A 22,107-nucleotide genomic window follows, 5' to 3' on the forward strand; every position below is an offset into this window, starting at 1 on the left:
GCACATCTGGCATGCTTCCGGACTCGAGACGCTCGGCGCGGCTGTCGGGCAACGGGGGATATCAGAGGACAGGAGGCTTTGAACCGTGGCTATGACTGGGGCGGTCAAGGACGAGCTGAGCCGGTTGTCGGTGACGCAGATCAGCTGCCGCAAGGCAGAGGTGTCGGCGCTGCTGCGATTCGCCGGGGGGATTCACATCGTGGGCGGCCGCGTCGTGGTGGAGGCCGAGGTGGACCTCGGCAACGTGGCGCGGCGGCTGCGGCACGAGATCCACGGTCTGTTCGGCTACAACGCCGACGTCCACGTGCTCCGCTCGGGCGGAATGCGGAAGGGCGCGCGCTACATCGTGCGCGTCACGAAGGACGGCGAGGCCCTGGCGCGCCAGACCGGACTGCTCGACATGCGCGGTCGGCCGGTGCGCGGCCTGCCCGCGCAGGTGGTCGGCGGGAGTGTCGGCGACGCCGAAGCCGCCTGGCGCGGAGCGTTTCTGGCGCACGGCTCGTTGACCGAGCCGGGCCGGTCGTCGTCCCTGGAGGTCAGTTGCCCCGGCCCGGAGGCCGCTCTGGCGCTCGTCGGCGCGGCGCGGCGGCTCGGCATCTCGGCCAAGGCCCGCGAGGTCCGCGGCAGCGATCGGGTCGTCATCCGTGACGGCGAGGCGATCGGCGCGCTGCTCACCCGGATGGGCGCGCACGACACCCGCCTGGTGTGGGAGGAACGCCGGATGCGGCGCGAGGTGCGCGCCACCGCGAACCGTCTGGCCAACTTCGACGACGCGAACCTGCGCCGCTCGGCGCGGGCCGCCGTGGCCGCGGCCGCCCGCGTGGAACGTGCGCTCGAGATCCTGGGCGACGACGTGCCCGACCATCTGCTGGCCGCCGGCCGGCTCCGCGTGGAACACCGGCAGGCCTCGCTGGAGGAACTCGGCCAACTGGCGGATCCGCCGATGACCAAGGACGCGGTGGCCGGCCGCATCCGTCGCCTGCTGTCGATGGCCGACAAGCGGGCCCGGACCGACGGCATCCCGGACACCGAGTCGGCGGTCACCGCCGAACTCCTCGACGAGGCGTAGGGGCGCCCGCCCGGCGTGGTGACGAACACCCCATCGCTCACAAGTGACCTTCCGGTGACCTCGCGAGCGGCGGCTATTAGGCTGGTGGGAGCGGGCCGGTAACGAACCGCCGGCTCAACACCACCGCTTAAGGAGCAACTTGTGACTGTTCGGGTAGGCGTCAACGGCTTCGGCCGCATCGGCCGCAACTTCTTCCGTGCCGTCGAGGCGCAGAAGGCGCTCGGAACCACCGACATCGAGATCGTCGCCGTCAACGACCTGACGGACAACGCCACACTGGCTCACCTGCTGAAGTTCGACAGCATCCTCGGCCGTCTGCCCCAGGACGTCCGCCTGGAGGGCGACGACACCATCGTCGTCGGCGACATGAAGATCAAGGCCCTCGAGGTCAAGGAGGGCCCCGCAGCCCTTCCGTGGGGCGATCTGGGCGTCGACGTCGTCGTCGAGTCGACGGGCATCTTCACCGCGCGCGCGAAGGCCCAGGGTCACCTGGACGCCGGCGCCAAGAAGGTCATCATCTCCGCGCCGGCCTCGGACGAGGACATCACCATCGTGATGGGCGTCAACGACGACAAGTACGACGGCAGCCAGAACATCATCTCGAACGCCTCGTGCACCACCAACTGCCTCGGCCCGATGGCCAAGGTGCTGAACGACGAGTTCGGCATCGAGCAGGGTCTGATGACCACCATTCACGCCTACACGCAGGACCAGAACCTGCAGGACGGCCCGCACAAGGATCTGCGCCGTGCGCGTGCCGCCGCGATCAACATCGTTCCGACCGGCACCGGTGCGGCCAAGGCCATCGGCCTGGTCCTGCCCGAACTGCAGGGCAAGCTCGACGGTTACGCGCTGCGCGTGCCGATCCCGACCGGCTCGGTCACCGACCTCACCGCGGAGCTGAAGAAGACCGCCAGCGCCGAGGACATCAACGCCGCCATGAAGGCCGCCGCCGAGGGCCCGCTGAAGGGCATCCTCAAGTACTACGACGCGCCGATCGTCTCGAGCGACATCGTCACCGATCCGCACTCGTCGCTGTTCGACTCGGGTCTGACCAAGGTCATCGGCAACCAGGCCAAGACCGTCTCCTGGTACGACAACGAGTGGGGCTACTCCAACCGCCTCGTCGACCTCATCGGTCTCGTCGGGAAGTCGCTGTAGTCACCATGGCAGTCCGAACTCTGGAAGACCTGCTGGCCGAAGGAGTCGAGGGCCGCGGCGTGCTGGTGCGCTCGGATCTGAACGTGCCGCTCGACGGCGGCGCGATCACCGATCCGGGGCGCATCGTCGCGTCGGCTCCGACCATCGCCAAACTCGTCGAGGCGGGTGCCAAGGTCATCGTGACCGCGCACCTGGGCCGCCCCAAGGGGGAGCCGGATCCCGCGCTGTCGCTGGCGCCGGTGGCCGCCCGGCTGTCGGAGGAACTGGGCCGCAACGTCCAGCTCGCCGGCGACGTGGTGGGCTCGGATGCGCTCGCGCGCGCCGAAGGACTCACCGACGGTGACGTCCTCCTGCTGGAGAACATCCGCTTCGATCCGCGCGAGACCAGCAAGGACGATGCCGAGCGCAACAAGCTCGCGAAGGCGCTCGTCGAGCTCGTCGGCGACGACGGCGCGTTCGTCTCCGACGGATTCGGCGTGGTCCACCGCAAGCAGGCGTCGGTGTACGACGTCGCCCGGCTGCTCCCGGCGTACGCCGGCGACCTCGTGGCCACCGAGGTGGAGGTGCTGCGCAAGCTCACCTCCGACGTCGAGCGTCCCTACGCCGTCGTCCTCGGCGGTTCGAAGGTGTCGGACAAGCTGGGCGTGATCGAGGCGCTCGCGCCCAAGGTCGACACCCTGGTGATCGGCGGCGGCATGGCCTTCACGTTCATCAAGGCGCAGGGCAGCCCGGTCGGCGATTCGCTGATGCAGGAAGACATGATCGACACCTGCAAGGACCTGCTCGAGAAGTACGGCGACGTGATCCACCTGCCGCACGACATCGTCGTCGCGGACAAGTTCGCCGCCGACGCGGACACCAGCATCGCGATGACGGCGGACGGCTTCGAGCAGGGCATGGGCCTGGACATCGGTCCGGGGACGGTCGAGCGATTCGCCGCGGTGCTGCGCGGTGCCAAGACGATCTTCTGGAACGGCCCGTCGGGCGTGTTCGAGTTCGAGAAGTTCGCCGAGGGCACCCGCGGGGTGGCCGAAGCGATCGTCGAGGCCACCCGCGACGGCGCGTACAGCGTCGTCGGCGGTGGCGACTCCGCCGCGGCAGTGCGCGCGCTCGGCATTCCGGACGAGGCGTTCTCGCACATCTCGACCGGCGGCGGCGCCTCCCTGGAGTACCTCGAGGGCAAGGAACTGCCGGGCCTGGCCGTGCTGGGAGTGCAGCAGTGAGCGGGGCGGGCGCGCGCAAGCCGCTCATCGCCGGAAACTGGAAGTGCAACCTCAACCACTACGAGGCCATCGCACTCGTCCAGAAGATCTCCTTCGCTCTTCCCGAGAAGTACTTCGAGAAGGTCGACGTGACGGTGATCCCGCCGTTCACCGACATCCGCAGCGTGCAGACCATCGTCGACGGCGACAAGCTGCTGCTGACCTACGGTGCGCAGGATCTGTCCGAGCACGACTCGGGTGCGTACACCGGTGAGATCAGTGGCGCGTTCCTGGCGAAGCTCGGCTGCACGTTCGTCGTCGTCGGACATTCGGAACGTCGCACCCTGCACTCGGAGACCGACGAGGTGGTGCTGGCCAAGACCAAGGCCGCGCTGCGCCACGGGCTCACGCCGATCGTCTGCATCGGCGAAGGACTCGAGGTTCGCGAGGCCGGTGATCACGTCGCGTACAACGTGGCGCAGATCAAGGCGTCGCTGGCCGGGCTGTCGGCCGCCGACATCGCGAAGGTCGTCGTCGCCTACGAGCCGGTGTGGGCCATCGGCACCGGCCGGGTCGCGAGTGCGGCCGACGCTCAGGAGGTCTGCGGTGCGGTGCGCGGCGCGCTCGCCGAGATCGCCGACCAGGCCACCGCCGATTCGGTCCGCGTTCTCTACGGCGGTTCGGTCAACGCCAAGAACGTCGGAGAGATCGTCGCGCAGTCCGACGTCGACGGTGCTCTGGTGGGCGGGGCCTCGCTCAAGGCCGACGAGTTCGCGCAGCTGTCGGCCATCGCCGCGGGCGGTCCATTGCTGTGACGCGCTGCAGGTGGTTTCACTAGTCACGACCACCATCGCGTAGACTGTGGCAGGTTGCATCCGAGAAGGACGCGACCTGCCACAGGCGTTTTCGCAAGATTCGACGAACAGGACCACCGACCCGTGACTATCGCGCTCGACATCGGCTTGATCATCACCAGCGTGCTGCTGATCGTTCTGGTTCTGCTGCATCGCGCCAAGGGTGGTGGCCTGTCCTCGCTGTTCGGCGGCGGCGTGCAGTCCAGTCTGTCCGGCTCATCGGTGGTCGAGAAGAATCTCGACCGGCTCACCGTCTTCGTCGGTCTCGTCTGGGTCATCCTGATCATCGGCGTCGGCCTCGACATCAAGTTCTCGTAGTCCGCTCGCTCGGTGAGCCGTGAGGCGGCGCGGCGCGTAGTTTTGTGCGCATGGCCTCCGATTCGCTGACTCCCGAGACCCTCGCCCGCGCCATCGCCACTCCGATGGTCGATCGCATCAGCGTCGACGACACCGGGCGCGCCCTCACCGAACCGCTGCGCGAAGACATCCGCTTCCTCGGTGGACTGCTGGGCGAGGTGATCCGCTCCCACGCGGGAGAGGCGACCTTCGAGCTCGTCGAGAGTTCCCGCCGCGACGCCTTCGGCATCCGCTACGCCGAGGTGACGCGTGATCAGCTGGCTGGGCGGTACGACGGACGGGCGGTCGCCGATCTGATGCCCGTCATCCGGGCGTTCACCAATTTCGCCCTGCTCGCCAATCTCGCCGAGGACCTTCACCGCGAACGCCGACGGCGCATCCACCAGCGCGCGGGCGACCCGGCTCCGCCGTCGTCGTTGGCGGCCACATTCGGCAAGCTCGCCGACGCAGGTCGCACGGACGCCGACGTCGCCGCCGCGCTGCGGTCGGCGGAGGTGGTCCCGGTGATCACCGCACACCCGACGGAGACTCGGCGGCGCAGCGTCTTCGACGCGCAGAACCGGATCACCGAACTGATGCGCGTGCGGGCGCGGACCGAGCTGACTCCGGAGGAGGACGCCCGGTTGACGGAGGACATCCGCAGGCAGATCCTGGTGCTGTGGCAGACCGCCCTGATCCGGTTGCGCAGGCTGACCATCTCCGACGAGATCACCACCGGGCTCCGCTACTACGGGGCGTCCTTCTTCGACGTGGTGCCCGCCCTGAACAAGGACGTCCGCGCGGCCCTGGTCGAGGCCTATCCCGACGCCGGTCTCGACGGCCTGTCGATGATCAGCATGGGTTCGTGGATCGGCGGCGACCGTGACGGCAATCCGTTCGTCTCGGCAGAGGTGGTCGATGAGGCGGCCACGAGTGCCGCACGCACCGCGATGCGCCATCACCTGGACGAGCTCGCTGCGCTGCATCAGGAGTTGAGCCTGTCCGCACGGCTGTTCTCGCCGGTCTCACCCGCACTGTCGGCACTCGGCTCCGGGTTCGCCCCGCCCGACGAACCGGGGGACACCGACGACGAACCCTTCCGTTCGGCGGTCTCAGCGGTGCGTTCGCGCGTTCTCGCCCGTGCGCTGCACACGCTCGGCGAGGATGCCGTCGACCCGGCGGAACTGGACACCGCGCGTGCGGCGGCACCCTACGGCGACGCCGACGAATTCCTCGCCGACCTCGACGTGATCGACCGGGCGCTGCGCGCCGCTCATGACGACTCGATCGCCGACGACCGCCTCGCGACGCTCCGGGAAGCGGTGCGCACCTTCGGTTTTCACTTGTCCGGACTCGACATGCGGCAGAACTCCGAGACACATGAGCAGGTGGTAGCCGAACTCCTCTCGTGGGCCGGGGTGTGCGCCGACTACCCGGCGCTGCCGGAGGCGGACCGGATCGGCCTGCTGACGGCGGAGCTGGCCTCGCGCCGCCCGCTCACGACTCCCGACGCCGAACTGAGCGAGCTCGCGATGAAGGAGCTGGGGGTGGTGCACGCCGCGGCGGGTGCGATCGAGCGGTTCGGCCCCCGCGCCGTCCCGAACTACGTCATCAGCATGTGCTCGTCCGTATCGGATCTGCTGGAGGTGCTGATCCTGTTGAAGGAGGCGGGGATCTATCATGCCGCCGGACCGGGCGACGCCGGGCCGTCGTGCTCGGTGCGCGTGGTGCCGCTGTTCGAGACGATCGAGGATCTGCGCGGCGGCGCGGCCACACTGACCGCGGCGCTGAACCTGGGCTTCTACCGGGCATTGGTCCGCGCGCAGGGCGACGTCCAGGAGGTGATGCTGGGCTACTCGGACTCCAACAAGGACGGCGGCTACCTGGCGGCCAACTGGGCGCTGTATCGCGCCGAACTCGACCTGGTGTCCGCGTCCCGCGCGGCGGAGGTGCGGCTGCGGCTGTTCCACGGCCGCGGAGGGACCGTCGGACGTGGCGGCGGACCCAGTTACGACGCGATCCTGGCTCAGCCGCCCGGTGCCGTCACCGGCTCGCTGCGCCTCACGGAACAGGGCGAGATCATCGCGGCGAAGTACGCCGAGCCCGTCAGCGCGCGGCGGAATCTGGAGTCGTTGCTCGCCGCCACCATCGAGTCGTCGCTACTCGACGTGGAAGGCCTCGACGATCCCGAGCGAGCGTACGCCGACTTCGACGAACTCGCCGAGTCCGCGCGGCGGGCGTACAGCGCGCTGGTGCACGAGACTCCCGGCTTCGTGGAGTACTTCACCGCGTCGACGCCGCTGTCGGAGATCGGGGCGCTGAACATCGGCAGCCGGCCGACCTCACGCAAGCAGACCACCGCCATCTCCGACCTCCGCGCCATCCCGTGGGTGCTCTCGTGGACGCAGTGCCGCGTCATGCTCCCGGGCTGGTACGGAGTCGGCAGCGCGTTCGCGCAGTGGACCGGCGGGGACGACGCGCGGATCGCCGACTTGCGGCGGTACTACGAGAACTGGCCGTTCTTCCGCTCGGTGATGTCGAATATGGCGCAGGTGCTGGCGAAGTCGGACATGGGTCTGGCGTCCCGGTACGCCGAACTCGTGCCGGATGAGGAACTGCGCCGCCGCGTCTTCTCGATGATCGTCGAAGAGCACGAGCGGACTCTCGAGATGTACACCGCGATCACCGGCACCACGGATCTGCTGGCCGACAACGACGCGCTGAAACGGTCGGTCTACAACCGGTTCCCGTATCTGGAGCCGCTCAACCTGCTGCAGGTGGAGTTGCTGCAGCGGTTCCGGTCGGGGGAGGACTCGCCGCTCATTCGCCGCGGTATTCAGCTGACGATGAACGGTCTGGCGACGGCGTTGCGCAACAGCGGGTAGGACGTCAGCGGATCGCCTTGAGGAACTCTCGTGTGCGTTCCTCCCGCGGGTCGCCGAAGATCTGCTCGGGCGGACCCTCCTCGGCGATTCTGCCGTCGTCGAACATCATCACGCGGTCGGAGACCTCGCGGGCGAAACGCATCTCGTGCGTCACGATCAGCATCGTGATGTCGGTGGTGACCGCGATGTCGCGCAGCACCGACAGGACGCCGTCGACGAGTTCGGGGTCGAGTGCGGAGGTCACCTCGTCCAGCAGCATCACCGACGGACTCATCGCGAGGCAGCGGGCGATGGCGACGCGCTGCTGCTGACCGCCCGACAACTGCGTGGGATGCGCCGACTCCTTGTCGCTGAGTCCGACGGTGTCGAGCAGGCTCCGCGCATGCTCGACCGCCTCGTCTCGACTCCGGCCGAGGACGTGGATCGGAGCCTCGGTGATGTTCTGCAGCACCGTCATGTTGGGGAAGAGGTTGAATTGCTGGAAGACCATCCCGATGTTCTTGCGGACCTCGCGAAGGTACTTCTCCTTCGCGGGGACCAGCCGGTCCCCGCGCAGCTGATGGCTCAGCGGTCGGCCGCCCACCCAGATGACGCCGTCGGTGACCTTCTCCAGGGTCATGAGCAGCCGGAGAATCGTCGTCTTCCCCGAGCCGCTGGGGCCGATCAGGGTGACCTTCTCGCCGCGGTCGACGGTGAAGTCGAGATGGTCGAGAACCAGGTGGTCGCCGAAGCGTTTCACGACGCCGTCGAAGCGGATCATGGCATCCGCGGATTCGGCTGCGTCGGGGGCGTTCGGAGGGTTCCGGTCGTCAGCGGGCAAGGCGTTTCTCCAGTCGTCGGATCAGGACCGAGGTCGGGTAGCTCGCCACCAGGAAGAAGGCGCCGGCGAGGGTGAACGCCTCGAGGTAGGCGAAGTGGGCGGCGCCGTAGGTCTGTGCGGCGGTGACCAGTTCGACCACCGAGATCGTGAACAGGTAGGGGGTGTCTTTGAACATCGACACGGCGTTGTTGCCGAGTGCGGGCAGCGAGTTCCGCAGTACCTGGGGCAGGATCATCGCTCGCCAGGTCCGGCCGGCCGGCAGCGACAGCGCACGGGCCGCCTCCCACTGTCCGATGGGAACCTCCTCGATGCCGGCCCGGTACACCTCCGCCATGTAGCTCGAGTAGTGCACTCCGAGGACCGTGACACCGATGGACAGCGGCGTGAACTGCGGGAACAGGGCGAATACGAAGAGCAGTTGCACCACGATCGGGGTGAGACGGATGAACTCGGCCACCGCGTACACCGGCGCGGACAGCCAACGCGGCGCCGACCGTCTGATGACGGCGATCACGAGCCCCAGCGCAGCGGCGATGAAGAAGCCGATCACCGTGGCGAGCAGGGTGATCTGGAATCCGTCCCACAGCACCGGGAGCGCGTCCTGTGCGCGTTGCCAACTCCACTCGATCACAGCGCACCCCCGGGAGCGTCCTGGGACTGCGGACGGAGGCTGAGGATCTCCCGAAGCGTGGGACCGCGGCCGAGACGGTGCTTGGCCCGCGCCTCGGCCAGGTTGATGAACAACGTGACCACGTAGGCGAGCACGAGATAGATGACCAGCCCGACTCCGAAGGAGAACAGCGTGTCGCCGGTGGTCTTCTGCAGGTCGACGATGCCGGCCGTGAGGTCCTGCAGGGTGATGAAGGACGCGAACGCGGTGCCTTTGAGCAGATGGATCAGCAGGTTGCCCAGCGACGGGATCATCATCGCCCAGGCCTGGGGGAAGACCACTCGGGTGAGGCGCTGCCGGGCGGTGAAGTTCAACGCGACGGCGGCCTCCACCTGGGCCGGTGGTACCGCGTTGAGGGCACCGCGGACCACTTCGGCCCCGTAGGCGCCGTAGTTGAGTCCCAGTGCGAGGACGCCGCAGAACACCGGATCGAGTTGATAGCCGAGCAGGGGGAGCACGTAGAACAGCCAGAACAGCTGCACGACGAGGGATGTCCCGCGGAAGAACTCGATGAGGACGCGGGCCACGAACCGGATGGGAAGCGACCTCACCCGTACGAGCGTGCCGAGAGTGAGTGCGAGTGCGAAGGCGAGCAGACCGCCGCCGGCCGTCAGTTCCAGCGTGACGACGATGCCGCGCCCGAGGGCGGGCAGGGCGTCGACGAGCGCGTCGAGATCGTGGCTCATCTCGATCCGAACCCGGTCACTCGCCGCGGCACAACCGGTCGGTGGTGAGTGACGGATCGGGGATGTTCTCCTCGGTGAAGCCGAACGGGCCGAGGATCTTCATGTACTCGGTGCGGTCGGCGAGGATCTTCTTCACCTCGGCGTTGTACGCGTCGCGCAGGGAGGTGTCCTCCTTCCGGAACACCGTCGCACCCGCCGGATTCTGGGGTTTGCCGTCGATGAACGCGATGAACGGCTGCGTGACTTCGACGTTGAGGCCGGGCGTGTGCGTCTTGGCGTAGTTCAGGGATACCGCCGTCAGAGCGAAGGCGTCCACCCGGCCGGAGTTCACGGCATCGATCCCGGACTGCTGGTCCTTGACGAGCATCGGATCGGGGATGTCCAGTTCGGAGGCGTAGTCGGCCTCGATGGCACCGGTCATGGCCGCCATCTTCGCGCCGGAGCGTTTGATCGAATCCATGTCCGTGAGGTGCTTCGGATTGCCCGGCTGCACCATCAGCGCGGTGGTGTAGTTGATCTCGGGAACGCTGAACGCGGCTTGGCCGCACCGCTCCGGCGTGATCGACATTCCGGCGCTGACCAGGTCGTATCGTTTGGCGTTGAGTCCGGGGATGAGGCCGCCCCAGTCGGTCTTCACGCCCTTGAGTTCGTTGACGCCGAGCCGCCGGAACACTTCGCGGTGGAGTGCGATGGTGCCGCCGGTGAGCTGCCCGTCGGCGTCGAACGAATACGGCGCTTCATTGGCGTAGGCCACGGTGACGGTTCCGGCCTTCCGCAGATCGTCGAGTGTGGTCTCGCTGCCGGTGTCGGTCTTGGTGCACGCGGTCAGCGCTGTCGCGGTCACGATCATCGTGGCCGCCACGGCCGCCGCCGTGCGGAACACATGTCGTCGGTCGCCGGCGATCCGTCGCTTGGTCGTGTGTGTCTGCTTGATCTTCTTTGCCACTGTGTTCTCCCGCCGGGCCCGGTCCGGACGGAGCCGATGGCGGAGGAGCTCTCAACGGCGAGTGACGTACGGCGGCCCTTGGTTTCGTATGATCGCACTCTTGACTATCGGGTGAATCGACCGTAGCAAGGTGGATCACTTCTGATGAGCGCTTTGAGAAGCCCATCGCATCATCGTCGGCGGGCGCGGGAGTGCGGACCGGAGGTCAGGACAGTTGCGAGGCCGCGGCGCGATCGAGGAACCACACCGTGTTCTCGACCCCGTGAGCGCCGGCGCACGGCCAGTCCTCGCGCGCGGCGCCGGACGCCGCCGCGGCGACCGCCTCCGCCTTCTCGGCGCCCGAGACGAGGAACCAGACCTCGCGGGAGGCGTTGATGACCGGGAAGGTCAGTGTGATGCGGCGAGGCGGCGCCTTGGGGGAGTCGGTGACCGCGACGACCGGACGCGAGTCCTCCGCGGTCGCCGCGCTATGCGGGAACAGGGAGTTGACGTGCCCCTCACCGCCCATGCCGAGCAGATGGATGTCGAAGACGGTCCCGGAACCCAGGCGGCGAGCGTAGTCGGCGGCCGCGGCGTCGATGTCGTCGCCGAACTCGCCGTCGGAGGGCGCCGCCACGTGGACCCGCGCGCCCTCGACCGGCACGTGGTCGAGCAGTGCCTCACGCGCCTGCAGCGAGTTCCGCTCCGGATCCTCGGCGGGGACGAAACGTTCGTCACCCCAGTACAGTTCGATGCGGGACCAGTCGAGGGCGCGGGGGTGGCGGGCGAGCTCGCGCAGCAGTGCGATTCCGTTGCTGCCGCCGGTGAGCGCGACCGTCGCGACCCCGCGGGCGTCCTGCGCCGCGGTCACCGTCGCGATGAACCGTGCGGCGGCCGTCGCCACGAGTTCGGCCGACGAATCGAAGACCAGGTGCTCCACCGGGGCGCTCATCGGGCCGGCTCCGCCGTCGTGCCACCCGCTGTCGCCCGGTCCTCATGGGTGACGCCGGACAGTCCCTGCAGCGCCAGCTCGTACACCTCGTCGGCGTCCAGGCTGCGGAGTTCCTCGGCCAGGCATTCGGCGGTGGTCCGGCGAGCGAAGGCCGACCGTCCGTCCGGGTGGCCGGAGCTGCGGATGATGCTTCCGTCCGGTCCCTGACTCATCGACAGTTCTCCTCCGGTGTGGACCAGGGTCACCGACATGTCGCCGACGGCGCGCACCACCGGGACGCCGAGTTCGGCGGCGAGCCACCCGGCGAACAGATCGAGTCCCGTGACATCGTGCGGTCCCACCACTCGGGCACGGAGGATCTCGTTGTGCGGGGGACGGTCCAGTGCGGACACGAGCATCGCCCGCCACTGGGTGATGGCCGACCACGCGAGATCGGTGTCGCCCGGTGAGTAGCCGATCCGGCGAGCGCCCAGAAATGCGCCGGGGTCGTCGGTGAGGCGGCCGTCGGTGATCCGCCGCGAGGCGAGCCGTCCCAGCTTGTCGTCGGCGGGCCGCGCGGGAGCCCGGCTCGGCCACCAGGTCACGACGGGGGTGTCGGGAAGCAGGAAGGGGGTCACGGTGGCGTGCGGATGATCGGCGAGCGAACCGTGGAGGTGGAGCACCACCACCTCCGACGCTCCGGCGTCGCCGCCGACGCGGATCTGCGCATCCAGCCGCGTCGGTCCCGAGCGGTCGTGGCGCACCACCATGATGACGCGGCACGGATGCTCGCGGCTGGCGCGGTTCGACGCCTCGACGGCGTCCTCCGCATCGTCGTCGGCGTCGAGGTCGATGACGAGCGTCAGGACGCGACCGAGCGTCACAGCGCCCCCGGTGCGCCGCATCTGGACGAGCTTCTTGCTGGTCTCGAGGGTCGAGGTGTCGGGGAGATCGACGATCACGGGCGCCTCCAGGCTCGTCCGGTGCGGTTCATCATCTCGTCGGCCGAGGCCGGCCCCCAGGTGCCCGACTCGTATTCGTCGGGTGTACCGGACCGGGCCCAGTCCTCGAGTACGGGGTCGAGGATCTGCCAGCTGAGCTCCACCTCTTGCGCCACCGGGAACAGGGACGGTTCGCCGAGCAGCACGTCGAGCAGGAGCCGTTCGTAGGCCTCCGGCGACGACACGGTGAACGCGCCGCCGTACGAGAAGTCCATGTTGACGTCGCGGACCTCCATGCTCGTGCCCGGCACCTTGGACCCGAATCGCAGGGTGACGCCTTCGTCGGGCTGCACTCGGATCACCAGGGCGTTCTGGCCGAGTTCGGCGGTCATCGTGTCGTCGAAGGGCAGGTGCGGCGCTCTCTTGAAGACGATCGCGATCTCGGTGACCCGCCTTCCCAGCCGCTTGCCGGTGCGGAGGTAGAAGGGCACGCCGGCCCAGCGCCGCGTGTCGACCTCCAACGCGATCGCGGCGAAGGTCTCGGTGGTGGAGTCGGGGGAGAAACCCTCCTCGTCCTTCAGCCCGACCACGGGTTCGGAGCCCTGCCATCCCGGACCGTACTGTCCCCGCGCCGAGTTCTCGTCGATCGGGGTGATGTTGCGCGTCGCCGAGAGGACCTTGATCTTCTCCGACTGCAGATGCTGCGGCGAGAACGACACCGGCTCCTCCATGGCGACCAGCGCCAACAGTTGCAGGAGGTGGTTCTGGATCACATCGCGGGCCGCGCCGATGCCGTCGTAGTAGCCGGCCCGGCCGCCGAGTCCGATGTCCTCGGCCATCGTGATCTGCACGTGGTCCACGTAGTGCGAGCTCCACAGCGGGTCGAACAGCTGGTTGGCGAATCGCAGGGCCAGGATGTTCTGAACGGTCTCCTTGCCGAGGTAGTGGTCGATGCGGAACACCGACTCCTCGGGGAAGACGCTGCCCACGAGGGCGTTCAGTTCCCGGGCGCTGTCGAGGTCGTGGCCGAAGGGCTTCTCGATGACGACTCTCCGCCAGCTGTCGCCGTCCTGGTCGGCCATCCCCGTGCGCCGCAGTTGGCTCAGGACCACAGGGAACGCCTTCGGCGGGATCGACAGATAGTAGGCGTGGTTGCCGTCGGTCCCGCGTTCCCGGTCCAGATCGGCGAGCGTCTGCTGCAGAGCGGCGAAGGCGTCGTCGTCCTCGAAGGTGCCCGCGACGAAACGGATGCCCTCGGCGAGCCGATCCCACACCTCCTGTCGGAAGCCGGTGCGGCTGCCCGCCTCCACCGCCTCCCGAACCACGTCGGCGAAGTCTTCGTGCTCCCAGTCGCGCCTCGCGAAGCCGACGAGCGCGAAGCTCGGCGGAAGCAGACCCCGATTGGCGAGATCGTAGATCGCCGGCATGAGCTTGCGGCGCGCGAGGTCGCCGGTCACGCCGAAGATCACCAGGGCGGACGGCCCGGCGATCCTCGGCAGCCGCGTGTCATGCGGATCGCGAAGCGGGTTCTTCCACGGCTTGTCGACCGCACGTCCCATATCGCTCTGGCCTCTCGTATCGTCCGGGCGTCGTGTCGGCTAGCGCTGCGCGGCGTCGAGCTGCGTCCGGGTGGCCTCGAGGAGGTCGTTCCAGGCGTCCTCGAACTTGCTGACCCCCTCGGCCTCCAATACTGCGAAGACGTCGGGCAGATCGACTCCCACGCGAGTGAGTGAGTCGAACACCTCCTGGGACGCCTCGGCCCGGCCGAGGATCGAGTCGGTGTCGACCCACCCGTGGTCGGCGAAGGCGTTCAGAGTCTTCACCGGAACCGTGTTGACCGTGTTCGGCGCCACCAGTTCGCTCACGTACAGGGTGTCCGGGTACTGGGCGTTCTTGGTCCCGGTGGACGCCCACAGCGGGCGCTGGGGCAGCGCCCCGTGCGCTTGGAGATCGGGGAAGCGGATCCCGGTCTCGAACACTTCGCGGTAGGCGGCGTAGGCAAGGCGGGCGTTCGCGAGACCGGCCTTGCCTCGCAACTCGAGCGCTTCGGGCGTTCCGATGGCGTCGAGGCGCTTGTCGATCTCCGAGTCGACGCGGGAGACGAAGAACGAGGCGACCGACTCGATCTTGGCGGCGTCGTGGCCGTTGCGGAGTGCGGCGTCGAGCCCGTCGAGGTACGCGTCCATCACTGCGCGGTAGCGGTCCACCGAGAAGATCAGGGTCACGTTGACGCTGATGCCCTCGGCGATCACCCGGGTGATCGCCGGCAGCCCGGCCTCGGTGGCCGGGATCTTGATGAACAGATTCGGGCGGTCGACGATCTTCCACAGCTCGATCGCCTGCGCCACGGTCTCGTCGGTCTTGTTCGCCAGTCGCGGATCCACCTCGATGGAGACGCGGCCGTCGTGGCCGTCGGTGTCGACGAAGACCTGCTGCAGGACGTCACACGCCGCACGGACGTCGTCGGTGGTGATGGCGGTGACGGCCGCATCGACGTCGGCGCCCACCGACGCGAGATCCTTGACCTGAGCCGCGTAGCTCTCGGATTTGGAGATCGAGTTCTGGAAGATCGCGGGATTGGTGGTGACGCCGACGATCGAGTGAGTGTCGATCTCATCCTGAAGAGCGCCCGAGGCGATCAGGTCGCGGGACAGGTCGTCGAGCCAGACGGACACGCCGGCCTCCGAGAGAGCGGCGAGGTTCTTGTTCTGAGACATGGGGATGACTCCTGTTCTCCGGATCGGGTCGGATGTCGTGTTGCGGTGGTTTCGACGCGCTGCGCTCGCTCGACCGCAGGAGGTCAGCGGTTGAGCACGCGGCGGGCGGCGGCCGCGACGGCGTCGGCGGTGATGCCGAACTCGTCGTACAGCTTCTGGTACGGAGCCGAAGCGCCGAAGTGCTCCAGCGAGACGATCTCGCCGCCCGCGACGATCGCATGCCACGGCATGGCGATGCCGGCTTCCACGGCGACGCGCGGAATGCCGGTCGGCAGCACCGACTCGCGGTAATCGTCGTCCTGCTCGGCGAACCACTCCAGCGACGGCATCGAGACCACGCGTGCGCCGATGCCCTCGGCGGCGAGCGTCTGCGCCGCCTGCACCGCCAGCGACACCTCCGAGCCGGTGCCGATCAGCACCACCTCGAAGGTCCCGTCGGCGTCGGACAGGACGTAGCCGCCGCGGGCGACTCCTTCGAAGCTGGTGCCTTCCAGGACCGGCACGTTCTGGCGGGTCAGGGCCAGCCCGACCGGCCGGTGACGGCGCGTCAGCAGATGCCGCCACGCGTGAGCGGTCTCATTGGCGTCGGCGGGACGGACCACGTCCAGGTGGGGAATCGCGCGCAGCGCGGCGAGATGTTCCACCGGCTGGTGGGTGGGACCGTCCTCGCCGAGGCCGATCGAGTCGTGGGTCCACACGTAGATCGGGTCGATCTCCATCAGCGCGGCCAGACGCACCGCGGGCCGCATGTAGTCGGAGAACTGCAGGAAGGTTCCGCCGTACGCGCGCGTCGGGCCGTGCAGGACGATGCCTGACAGGATCGATCCCATCGCGTGCTCGCGGATGCCGAAGTGCAGGGTCCGGCCGTACGGATCGGCTTTCCAGGTCCCGGTGCTGATGGTTTCGGGACCGAACGAGACGGCACCGTCCATCGTGGTGTTGTTGGAGCCTGCGAGGTCGGCCGATCCGCCCCACAGCTCGGGCAGGACGGGCGCGAGCGCCGAGAGGACCTTGCCCGAGGCCGAGCGGGTCGCCACATCCTTGTCGCCGACCTCCCAGGACGGCAGCACGTCGGTCCAGCCCTCGGGCAGCGCATGCGCGGCCAGCCGGTCGAACAGCTCCTTGCGCTGGGGGTTCTCGGCGGCCCAGACGTCGAAGCCCTCCTGCCACGCGGCTCGCTCGGCGGCGGCCCGAGCCTGCAGCGACCGGGTGTGCCCGAGCACGGCCGGGTCGACGTCGAAGCTCTTGGCCGGGTCGAATCCGAGGATCTCCTTGGTCGCGGCGACCTCGTCCGCGCCCAGGGCCGAGCCGTGCGAGGCGCCGGTGTTCATCTTGTTGGGGGCCGGCCAGGCGATGATGGTGCGCAGGCAGATGATCGACGGCTTGTCGGTGACGGCCTTCGCGTTCTCGATCGCCTCTTCGATCGCGACGATGTTCTCGCCGCCCTCGACGATCTGGACGTGCCAGCCGTACGCCTCGTAACGCTTGGCGGTGTCCTCCGAGAGCGCGATGCTGGTGTCGTCCTCGATCGAGATGTGGTTCTGGTCGTAGAAGACGACGAGGTTCCCGAGTTCCTGCGTACCCGCGAGGGAACTGGCCTCGGAGGTGACGCCCTCTTCGATGTCGCCGTCCGAGGCGATCACGTACACGTGATGATCGAACGGGCTCTGGCCCGCCGGTGCGTCGGGATCGAACAGGCCGCGCTCGCGCCGGGCCGCCATGGCCATGCCGACCGCCGACGCGAGCCCCTGTCCGAGCGGGCCGGTGGTGATCTCCACACCCTTGGTGTGGCGGAACTCGGGGTGGCCGGGCGTCAGCGAGCCCCAGGTGCGCAGCGCCTCCAGATCGCCCAGTTCGAGGCCGAAACCACCGAGATACAGCTGGATGTACTGGGTGAGGCTCGAGTGGCCGCACGAGAGGACGAACCGGTCGCGTCCCACCCAGGCCGGATCGGACGGATCGTGGCGCATCACGCGCTGATACAGGGTGTACGCCAGCGGTGCCAGACTCATCGCCGTGCCGGGGTGGCCGCTGCCGCACTTCTGTACCGCGTCCGCGGCCAGAATGCGAGCCGTGTCCACGGCCTTGGTGTCCAGGTCGCTCCAGTCGGCGGGGTGAACCTGCTGGGTGAGCTCGCGGATCTCGTCGGTAATCGCCACGGTGGTGGAGTCTCCTGTGCCTTGTCGTGGGTGCTCGGACGCAATGGTGATTTCCAGCCTAGCGGTCCGCCGCACGCTCGCGCGCGACTGGCTGGGGACTTTCCGGTGTGATGGACCACCTTCGGCGGGCGCGGTCGCCAGGATTGAGTGCAAGTGTGATCTGGGCAGTGCGGATTCTGTTATGAGAGACCTCCGGGTCTACCATCGGTTGTAGTAGCCCGTCGGTGTGCCCAGTGTCGCGTACAGACCGTCGCCCGGATCCGTCGTGGACGGATCGCGCGGCGCGATGACGCCGGGTCTTATGTGAGGAGCATCTGTGAGTATTGGGGAAAGCGCGGACACCGACGCCTCCTCGACCTCGATGTCTACCGAGAACCCGGCCGGGAACGCCGGCCTCGGTGCGCGTGCGTGGGGCATGGTCCTGGCGTACATCGCGCTGACCAAGCCGCGTGTCATCGAGTTGCTTCTGGTCTCGACCATTCCGGTGATGCTCCAGGCGGAGCGCGGAACGGTCGACATCGGCCTGATCCTGATCACCGTGGTCGGCGGGTGGCTCGGTGCCGCGAGCGCCAACAGCCTGAACATGGTGGCCGACGCCGACATCGATCAGAAGATGAAGCGGACGCAGCGCCGGCCGCTGGCCCGTCACGCGGTGCCGGTGCGCAATGCGCTGATCTTCGGCATCGTCCTGGCGGTCGTGTCGTTCGTCGTGCTCTACTTCGGTACCGCGAACGACGCGGGGGAGCGGTCGTTCCTGCCGTCGATCCTGGTTTTGATCACCATCGGCTTCTACGTCTTCGTCTACACGCTGGTGCTCAAGCGCCGCACGTGGCAGAACGTGATCTGGGGCGGCGCCGCCGGCTGCATGCCCGCACTCGTCGGATGGGCGGCGGTGACGCATTCGCTCAGCTGGCAGCCCTTCGTGCTGTTCCTGGTGGTGTTCTTCTGGACCCCTCCGCACACCTGGGCGCTCGCCATGCGCTATCGCGAGGACTACCGCGCCGCGGGCGTGCCGATGTTCCCGGTCATCGCCAGTGACGAGCGCGTCACCACGCACATGGTGGTGTACACCTGGCTGACCGTCATCACGTCCTTCGTGCTCATCCCGGCCGCGTCGTGGATCTACCTCGTCGTCGCGGTCGCCTCCGGCGTGTGGTTCATCTACATGGTCACCAAGCTCTACGTCGAGACCCGCAAGGGCGTCGAGGTGAAGCCGCTCAAGATCTTCCTGACGTCCAACGAGTACCTGGCGCTGCTGTTCTGCGGCCTCGCTGTCGACGCGGTCATCAACCTGCCGACCGTCGCCGGCTACTTCTGACCGACACTCGCAGTCTCAAGGCGCCCGCAGGTGAAAGAGTGAGGACTGCACGCGGCGTGAAGCAGCCGGGCCCGGCCGTCACGAGGACAGCGCTCGCGGCGGTCGTCGCGACACTGTGCCTGGTGGTCGCGGTCGTCGTCGATCTTCCCGTCACCTCGGTTCTGTTCGCGGTCGCCGGCGCCGGTGTCGCCATCGGGCTGATCGGCTCGCTCCGTCGATACGGCCAGAAGTCCGCCCTGCGCGGTGCCGCGGTGGTCGTGGCGACGGTTCTGCTCGTCGGTCTGCCCACCGTGGCGGTGCTGGCCGATCCCGAGACGGCGATCGATTCGCATGCCGCCGACGGTGACGCGGTGCTCGAGGGCGGCGGCGATCCCTCGGCAGCGCTGGCGCGCGCTCTGGACCGCGCTGACCGCCTCGTTCCCGGCGGCTCGTCCTCGATCAGGCAGATCAGCATCGACGACGATCGGGAGACGGTGCGCGTGCTCGATCCGCGGACCGGGCGGGAGATCGCCTCGTATCGATCGGGAACATCGTGGAGCGACTCGGATCCGGCGCGCACCGGCGAGCGCACCGTGTTCACCCGCGCCGATGTCGCCCACTTGGACCTGAACGCCGCGGCCGCCCGGGTGAGCGCCGCGCGCCAGAAGATCGGCTATCCGGAGCCGACCTCCAGCGGCGGCATCGAGATCGGCCCGCGCTCGGTCGACGACAAGGTGGTGGCCCGATTCGGCCAGTCCGGCGGGGAGAGCATCGAGACGGATCTGCACGGGCGGGTCGCCGACACCGTCGGCGCCGCGTCCCTTAGTGAGTTCCTCTCGGTTGCCGAGCGTGTGCTGAAGGACGAGGGCATCGATCCCGATGGGGCCGTGCTCCGTTCGATCGCGTACAAGGCCGTCGATGAGGCCGCGCCGTGGATCGGCGTGGCGCACCCCGGTGTCGAGCTGGAACTGGACGGCGGCGGCATCTACCGGATCTGGGTGCAGCCCGGTCGGTTCCCGGAACTGTCCGAGACCGACTCGGCGTCCGACCCCGATGGTTTCTCGCTGACCGGACTGACCGGAGCGACGATGGTGCGGATCCGCGACGACCTGGTGCGCAGACATCGGGTGGCGGCCTACGACCGCGATGCCGTCGGACTCAAGATCGGCGTCGCGCCCGGCGACGACGATCCGGCGGCGGATCGGCTGCCGGTCACGGTGCAGATGCAGGTCGGTCCCGACGCGGTCGGGGCGACGGGCGTCTACTCGCCGAACGGGAAGTTTCTGCGCGAGGGACGCCGCTAGCGAGGGACGCCGCCGCAGAGGCCGGCCCGCACGGGCTCACGCCTCGATCGCGCGCCGGAGCTGCGCGGTCAGCCCGGCCCGGACGCGCTCGGTCTGGGGAACCACACCCCGTTCGGTGAGACGATCGACGGTGGTCAGCACCTGCTGCAGATAGGCCGCGCGTTCCTGGCTCCGGGCCCCGTCCGCGTGGGCGAGCAGCTTCAGCGCGCGTCGGCAGTCGCGGGCGTCGGCGGGGTCGAGGTCGTCGGTCCCGGTACTCCGCGCGAAGCGGTCGGCCGCGGCCCAGGTGCTGCGCAGGTCGGTCACGGCGGCGATGTAGCGCTCACCGGCGGCGTCCCCGGGGAAGCGGTCGGTGCGGAGCTCACCGGCCGTGGCCAGACTGTCGTGGAATGCGATGATCGCGGGCGCCGACAGGTCCCAGAGCCCCGGATACCGCAGGAGCATGGCCGGATCGAGTTCGAAGGAACCGTACGCGCTGAGAACCTCGTCGTGGTGGGCCGCGCTGCGCCGCCAGCGCTCCTCCACCGAGACCGGCGAGGGTGCAGCCGGACGCGCGGTGGCGGCGATCCGGGACGGCATCGGCACCGAGACCGCCAGCAGACCCACGGCCAGTGCGACGGCGAGGGCCACCATCAGTGCCACCGGACCGAAGGGCCGAGACGCCGCCAGCAGAGCGATCGCGGCGACGGCGACCACGGCCCAGCGCAGACCGGCGGCCGGCCCGCCGGCGCTCTTCGCTGCCGGCTCAGTCATCGTCGGCGACAGCGAGCATCGTCGACCCGACCGTGCTTCGGGATTCGAGTGCGCGGTGGGCCTCGGCGGCCTGCTCCAGCGGGAACGACTGTCCGACGGTCACGGTCAGCTCACCGCTAGCGACGGCGTCGAAGAACTGACCGGAACGCCACGCGAACTCGGCGGGGTCGGCGATGAAGTGGGTCAGCGTGGGCCGGGTCACCGACAGTGATCCGGCCGGATTGAGTCGTTGCAGGTCGAACGGGGGCACCGGTCCGCTGGCGGCGCCGAAGAGCACGATGGTGCCGCGGACGGCGGTCGCGGCCAGGGATTGCTCGAAGGTCGCCGCTCCGACGCCGTCGTACACCACCCGCGCCCCGCGCCCGTCGGTGAGATCGCGGACCCGTGCGGCCACGTCGTCGCCGTAGCGCAGGACCTCGGCGGCACCGGCCGCGCGCGAGAGCTGTTCCTTCTCGTCGGAGGAGACCGTGGTGATCACCCGGATGCCCCGCGCGCTCGCCCACTGGGTCAGCAGCAGCCCGATGCCGCCGGCCCCGGCATGCAACAGCACGGTGTCGCCCGCCTCGGGATGTGCGCTGCCGTCGAGCAGATAGTGGACGGTGTTGCCGCGCAGCATCGACGATCCCGCGGCGGCGAGGGAGACGCCGTCGGGTACCGGAAGTGCCCGATCGGCGCGGATACGGACGTACTCGGCGTAGCCGGCCGAGGCGTCGCACCAGGCCACCCGGTCGCCGACGGCACGGTGCTCGACGCCGTCGCCGACGGCGACGATCCGGCCCGCGCCTTCGCTGCCCGGCACGAACGGGGTGGGCGACGGGTACATTCCGGTGCGCAGGTACGTGTCGATGAAGTTCACCCCGGCCGCGGAGACGGCGACCACCACCTCGCCGGGCGCCGGTTCGGGATCGGGGAGATCGACGAGTCGAAGGACTTCCGGACCGCCGTGAGTGGACACTTGGATCGCACGCATGGGTCCATTTTCGCACGCCGCTATACTCGGCAGTCATGAGCGATGACACCGCTGCGTCCACAGCCACTGCTTCCGAATCCGTCGCGGCCGCGCCGAGCGCCGTAGTCTCCGCGATCGGAAAGTTCGTCGCCGCCGAGGGCGGTTCGGCCAAGGCCGTGGTCCAGCCTGCGGGTGCCGCGGGAGTGCGGATCACCCTGGTGGGTGAGGCCGGCGGGATTCTGGGCGATCAGGTGGTCGACAGCGTGCGGACCGCGGACGCGGTCATCGAAGCGGTCGACGGACTCGAGCGCGCGGAGTGGGACCGGGATCTGACCTCGGTCACCGAGGTGAAGCCGTCGCACTGGCGCCAGATGGCCGGTTGGGTGGCCCACCAGTCGCGGTTTCCCAAGGCGCGCAACCGCAAGATCCTCGACTGACGACGTACGCG

General features: G+C 68.7%; 20 protein-coding genes. 9 read left to right on the forward strand and 11 right to left on the reverse strand.

Translation table 11 applies throughout. The features are described 5' to 3' along the window. Positions 1–85 precede the first annotated feature (85 nt). From whiA to ppc, 6 genes are all read left to right on the forward strand, one after another. On the forward strand, positions 86–1,069 hold the full coding sequence (gene whiA / locus ACK8HH_RS08905; protein WP_039866771.1) for a DNA-binding protein WhiA: 984 nt from the start codon (positions 86–88) through the stop codon (positions 1,067–1,069). Positions 1,070–1,210: 141 nt separating this feature from the next. Continuing rightward, a complete protein-coding gene (gap, locus tag ACK8HH_RS08910) occupies positions 1,211–2,230 on the forward strand; it encodes a type I glyceraldehyde-3-phosphate dehydrogenase (protein ID WP_006894838.1) in 1,020 nt (339 codons plus the stop codon). 5 nt (positions 2,231–2,235) lie between these two features. Next, on the forward strand, positions 2,236–3,453 hold the full coding sequence (locus ACK8HH_RS08915) for a phosphoglycerate kinase (protein WP_346076272.1): 1,218 nt from the start codon (positions 2,236–2,238) through the stop codon (positions 3,451–3,453). After that, positions 3,450–4,247 (forward strand): triose-phosphate isomerase, encoded by a 798-nt coding sequence (gene tpiA / locus ACK8HH_RS08920; RefSeq protein ID WP_006894840.1) that lies wholly within the window; start codon positions 3,450–3,452, stop codon positions 4,245–4,247. The genes ACK8HH_RS08915 and tpiA overlap by 4 nt, the downstream gene beginning before the upstream one ends. Positions 4,248–4,370: 123 nt before the next feature. Next, positions 4,371–4,604, forward strand: a complete 234-nt coding sequence (secG, locus tag ACK8HH_RS08925) for a preprotein translocase subunit SecG (RefSeq protein ID WP_006894841.1) — start codon at positions 4,371–4,373, stop codon at positions 4,602–4,604. 50 nt (positions 4,605–4,654) lie between these two features. Then, the gene (ppc, locus tag ACK8HH_RS08930) at positions 4,655–7,507 is read left to right on the forward strand and encodes a phosphoenolpyruvate carboxylase (protein ID WP_346076270.1); all 2,853 of its coding nucleotides are present in this window, start codon (positions 4,655–4,657) and stop codon (positions 7,505–7,507) included. Positions 7,508–7,511: 4 nt separating this feature from the next. Here ppc and ehuA read toward each other — a convergent pair whose 3' ends face one another. From ehuA to tkt, 9 genes are all read right to left on the reverse strand, one after another. Continuing rightward, positions 7,512–8,267 (reverse strand): ectoine/hydroxyectoine ABC transporter ATP-binding protein EhuA, encoded by a 756-nt coding sequence (gene ehuA, locus ACK8HH_RS08935; protein ID WP_039866791.1) that lies wholly within the window; start codon positions 8,265–8,267, stop codon positions 7,512–7,514. Positions 8,268–8,316: 49 nt separating this feature from the next. Continuing rightward, positions 8,317–8,958 (reverse strand): ectoine/hydroxyectoine ABC transporter permease subunit EhuD, encoded by a 642-nt coding sequence (gene ehuD, locus ACK8HH_RS08940; RefSeq protein ID WP_346076269.1) that lies wholly within the window; start codon positions 8,956–8,958, stop codon positions 8,317–8,319. Beyond that, the gene (ehuC, locus tag ACK8HH_RS08945) at positions 8,955–9,683 is read right to left on the reverse strand and encodes an ectoine/hydroxyectoine ABC transporter permease subunit EhuC (protein ID WP_006894845.1); all 729 of its coding nucleotides are present in this window, start codon (positions 9,681–9,683) and stop codon (positions 8,955–8,957) included. Before ehuC ends, ehuD begins: the two co-directional genes overlap by 4 nt. Before the next feature lie 16 nt (positions 9,684–9,699). Further along, entirely contained in the window at positions 9,700–10,533 is an 834-nt protein-coding gene (ehuB, locus tag ACK8HH_RS08950; RefSeq protein WP_278127427.1) for an ectoine/hydroxyectoine ABC transporter substrate-binding protein EhuB, read from the reverse strand. A 301-nt stretch (positions 10,534–10,834) separates the two neighbouring features. Beyond that, positions 10,835–11,560 carry a 6-phosphogluconolactonase gene (gene pgl, locus ACK8HH_RS08955; RefSeq protein ID WP_278127291.1) on the reverse strand — a complete coding sequence of 242 codons (726 nt, stop codon included), beginning with the start codon at positions 11,558–11,560 and terminating at the stop codon, positions 10,835–10,837. Further along, a complete protein-coding gene (locus ACK8HH_RS08960) occupies positions 11,557–12,501 on the reverse strand; it encodes a glucose-6-phosphate dehydrogenase assembly protein OpcA (protein WP_045539959.1) in 945 nt (314 codons plus the stop codon). The genes pgl and ACK8HH_RS08960 overlap by 4 nt, the downstream gene beginning before the upstream one ends. Continuing rightward, positions 12,498–14,039, reverse strand: coding sequence for a glucose-6-phosphate dehydrogenase (gene zwf / locus ACK8HH_RS08965; protein ID WP_006894849.1), 1,542 nt, complete (start codon positions 14,037–14,039; stop codon positions 12,498–12,500). The genes ACK8HH_RS08960 and zwf overlap by 4 nt, the downstream gene beginning before the upstream one ends. Positions 14,040–14,078: 39 nt before the next feature. After that, positions 14,079–15,197, reverse strand: a complete 1,119-nt coding sequence (gene tal / locus ACK8HH_RS08970; protein WP_006894850.1) for a transaldolase — start codon at positions 15,195–15,197, stop codon at positions 14,079–14,081. 83 nt (positions 15,198–15,280) lie between these two features. Then, positions 15,281–17,356 carry a transketolase gene (gene tkt, locus ACK8HH_RS08975; protein ID WP_346076266.1) on the reverse strand — a complete coding sequence of 692 codons (2,076 nt, stop codon included), beginning with the start codon at positions 17,354–17,356 and terminating at the stop codon, positions 15,281–15,283. Positions 17,357–17,717: 361 nt separating this feature from the next. On the opposite strand from tkt, the gene ACK8HH_RS08980 reads away from it, so the two are divergent. Both ACK8HH_RS08980 and ACK8HH_RS08985 read left to right on the forward strand, forming a co-directional pair. Beyond that, the gene (locus ACK8HH_RS08980; RefSeq protein WP_006894852.1) at positions 17,718–18,674 is read left to right on the forward strand and encodes a heme o synthase; all 957 of its coding nucleotides are present in this window, start codon (positions 17,718–17,720) and stop codon (positions 18,672–18,674) included. Between the two features lie 38 nt (positions 18,675–18,712). Further along, on the forward strand, positions 18,713–19,957 hold the full coding sequence (locus ACK8HH_RS08985; RefSeq protein ID WP_346076264.1) for a hypothetical protein: 1,245 nt from the start codon (positions 18,713–18,715) through the stop codon (positions 19,955–19,957). Positions 19,958–19,993: 36 nt separating this feature from the next. Here ACK8HH_RS08985 and ACK8HH_RS08990 read toward each other — a convergent pair whose 3' ends face one another. Further along, on the reverse strand, positions 19,994–20,710 hold the full coding sequence (locus ACK8HH_RS08990) for a hypothetical protein (protein ID WP_006894854.1): 717 nt from the start codon (positions 20,708–20,710) through the stop codon (positions 19,994–19,996). Next, positions 20,703–21,680 (reverse strand): quinone oxidoreductase, encoded by a 978-nt coding sequence (locus ACK8HH_RS08995; RefSeq protein WP_346076262.1) that lies wholly within the window; start codon positions 21,678–21,680, stop codon positions 20,703–20,705. The genes ACK8HH_RS08990 and ACK8HH_RS08995 overlap by 8 nt, the downstream gene beginning before the upstream one ends. Positions 21,681–21,715: 35 nt before the next feature. On the opposite strand from ACK8HH_RS08995, the gene ACK8HH_RS09000 reads away from it, so the two are divergent. Continuing rightward, positions 21,716–22,096, forward strand: a complete 381-nt coding sequence (locus ACK8HH_RS09000) for a hypothetical protein (RefSeq protein ID WP_006894856.1) — start codon at positions 21,716–21,718, stop codon at positions 22,094–22,096. Positions 22,097–22,107 lie beyond the last annotated feature (11 nt).

It is taken from the genome of Gordonia sp. LUNF6 (assembly GCF_047041125.1).
In the GTDB taxonomy this organism is placed as follows: Bacteria; Actinomycetota; Actinomycetes; order Mycobacteriales; family Mycobacteriaceae; genus Gordonia; species Gordonia sihwensis.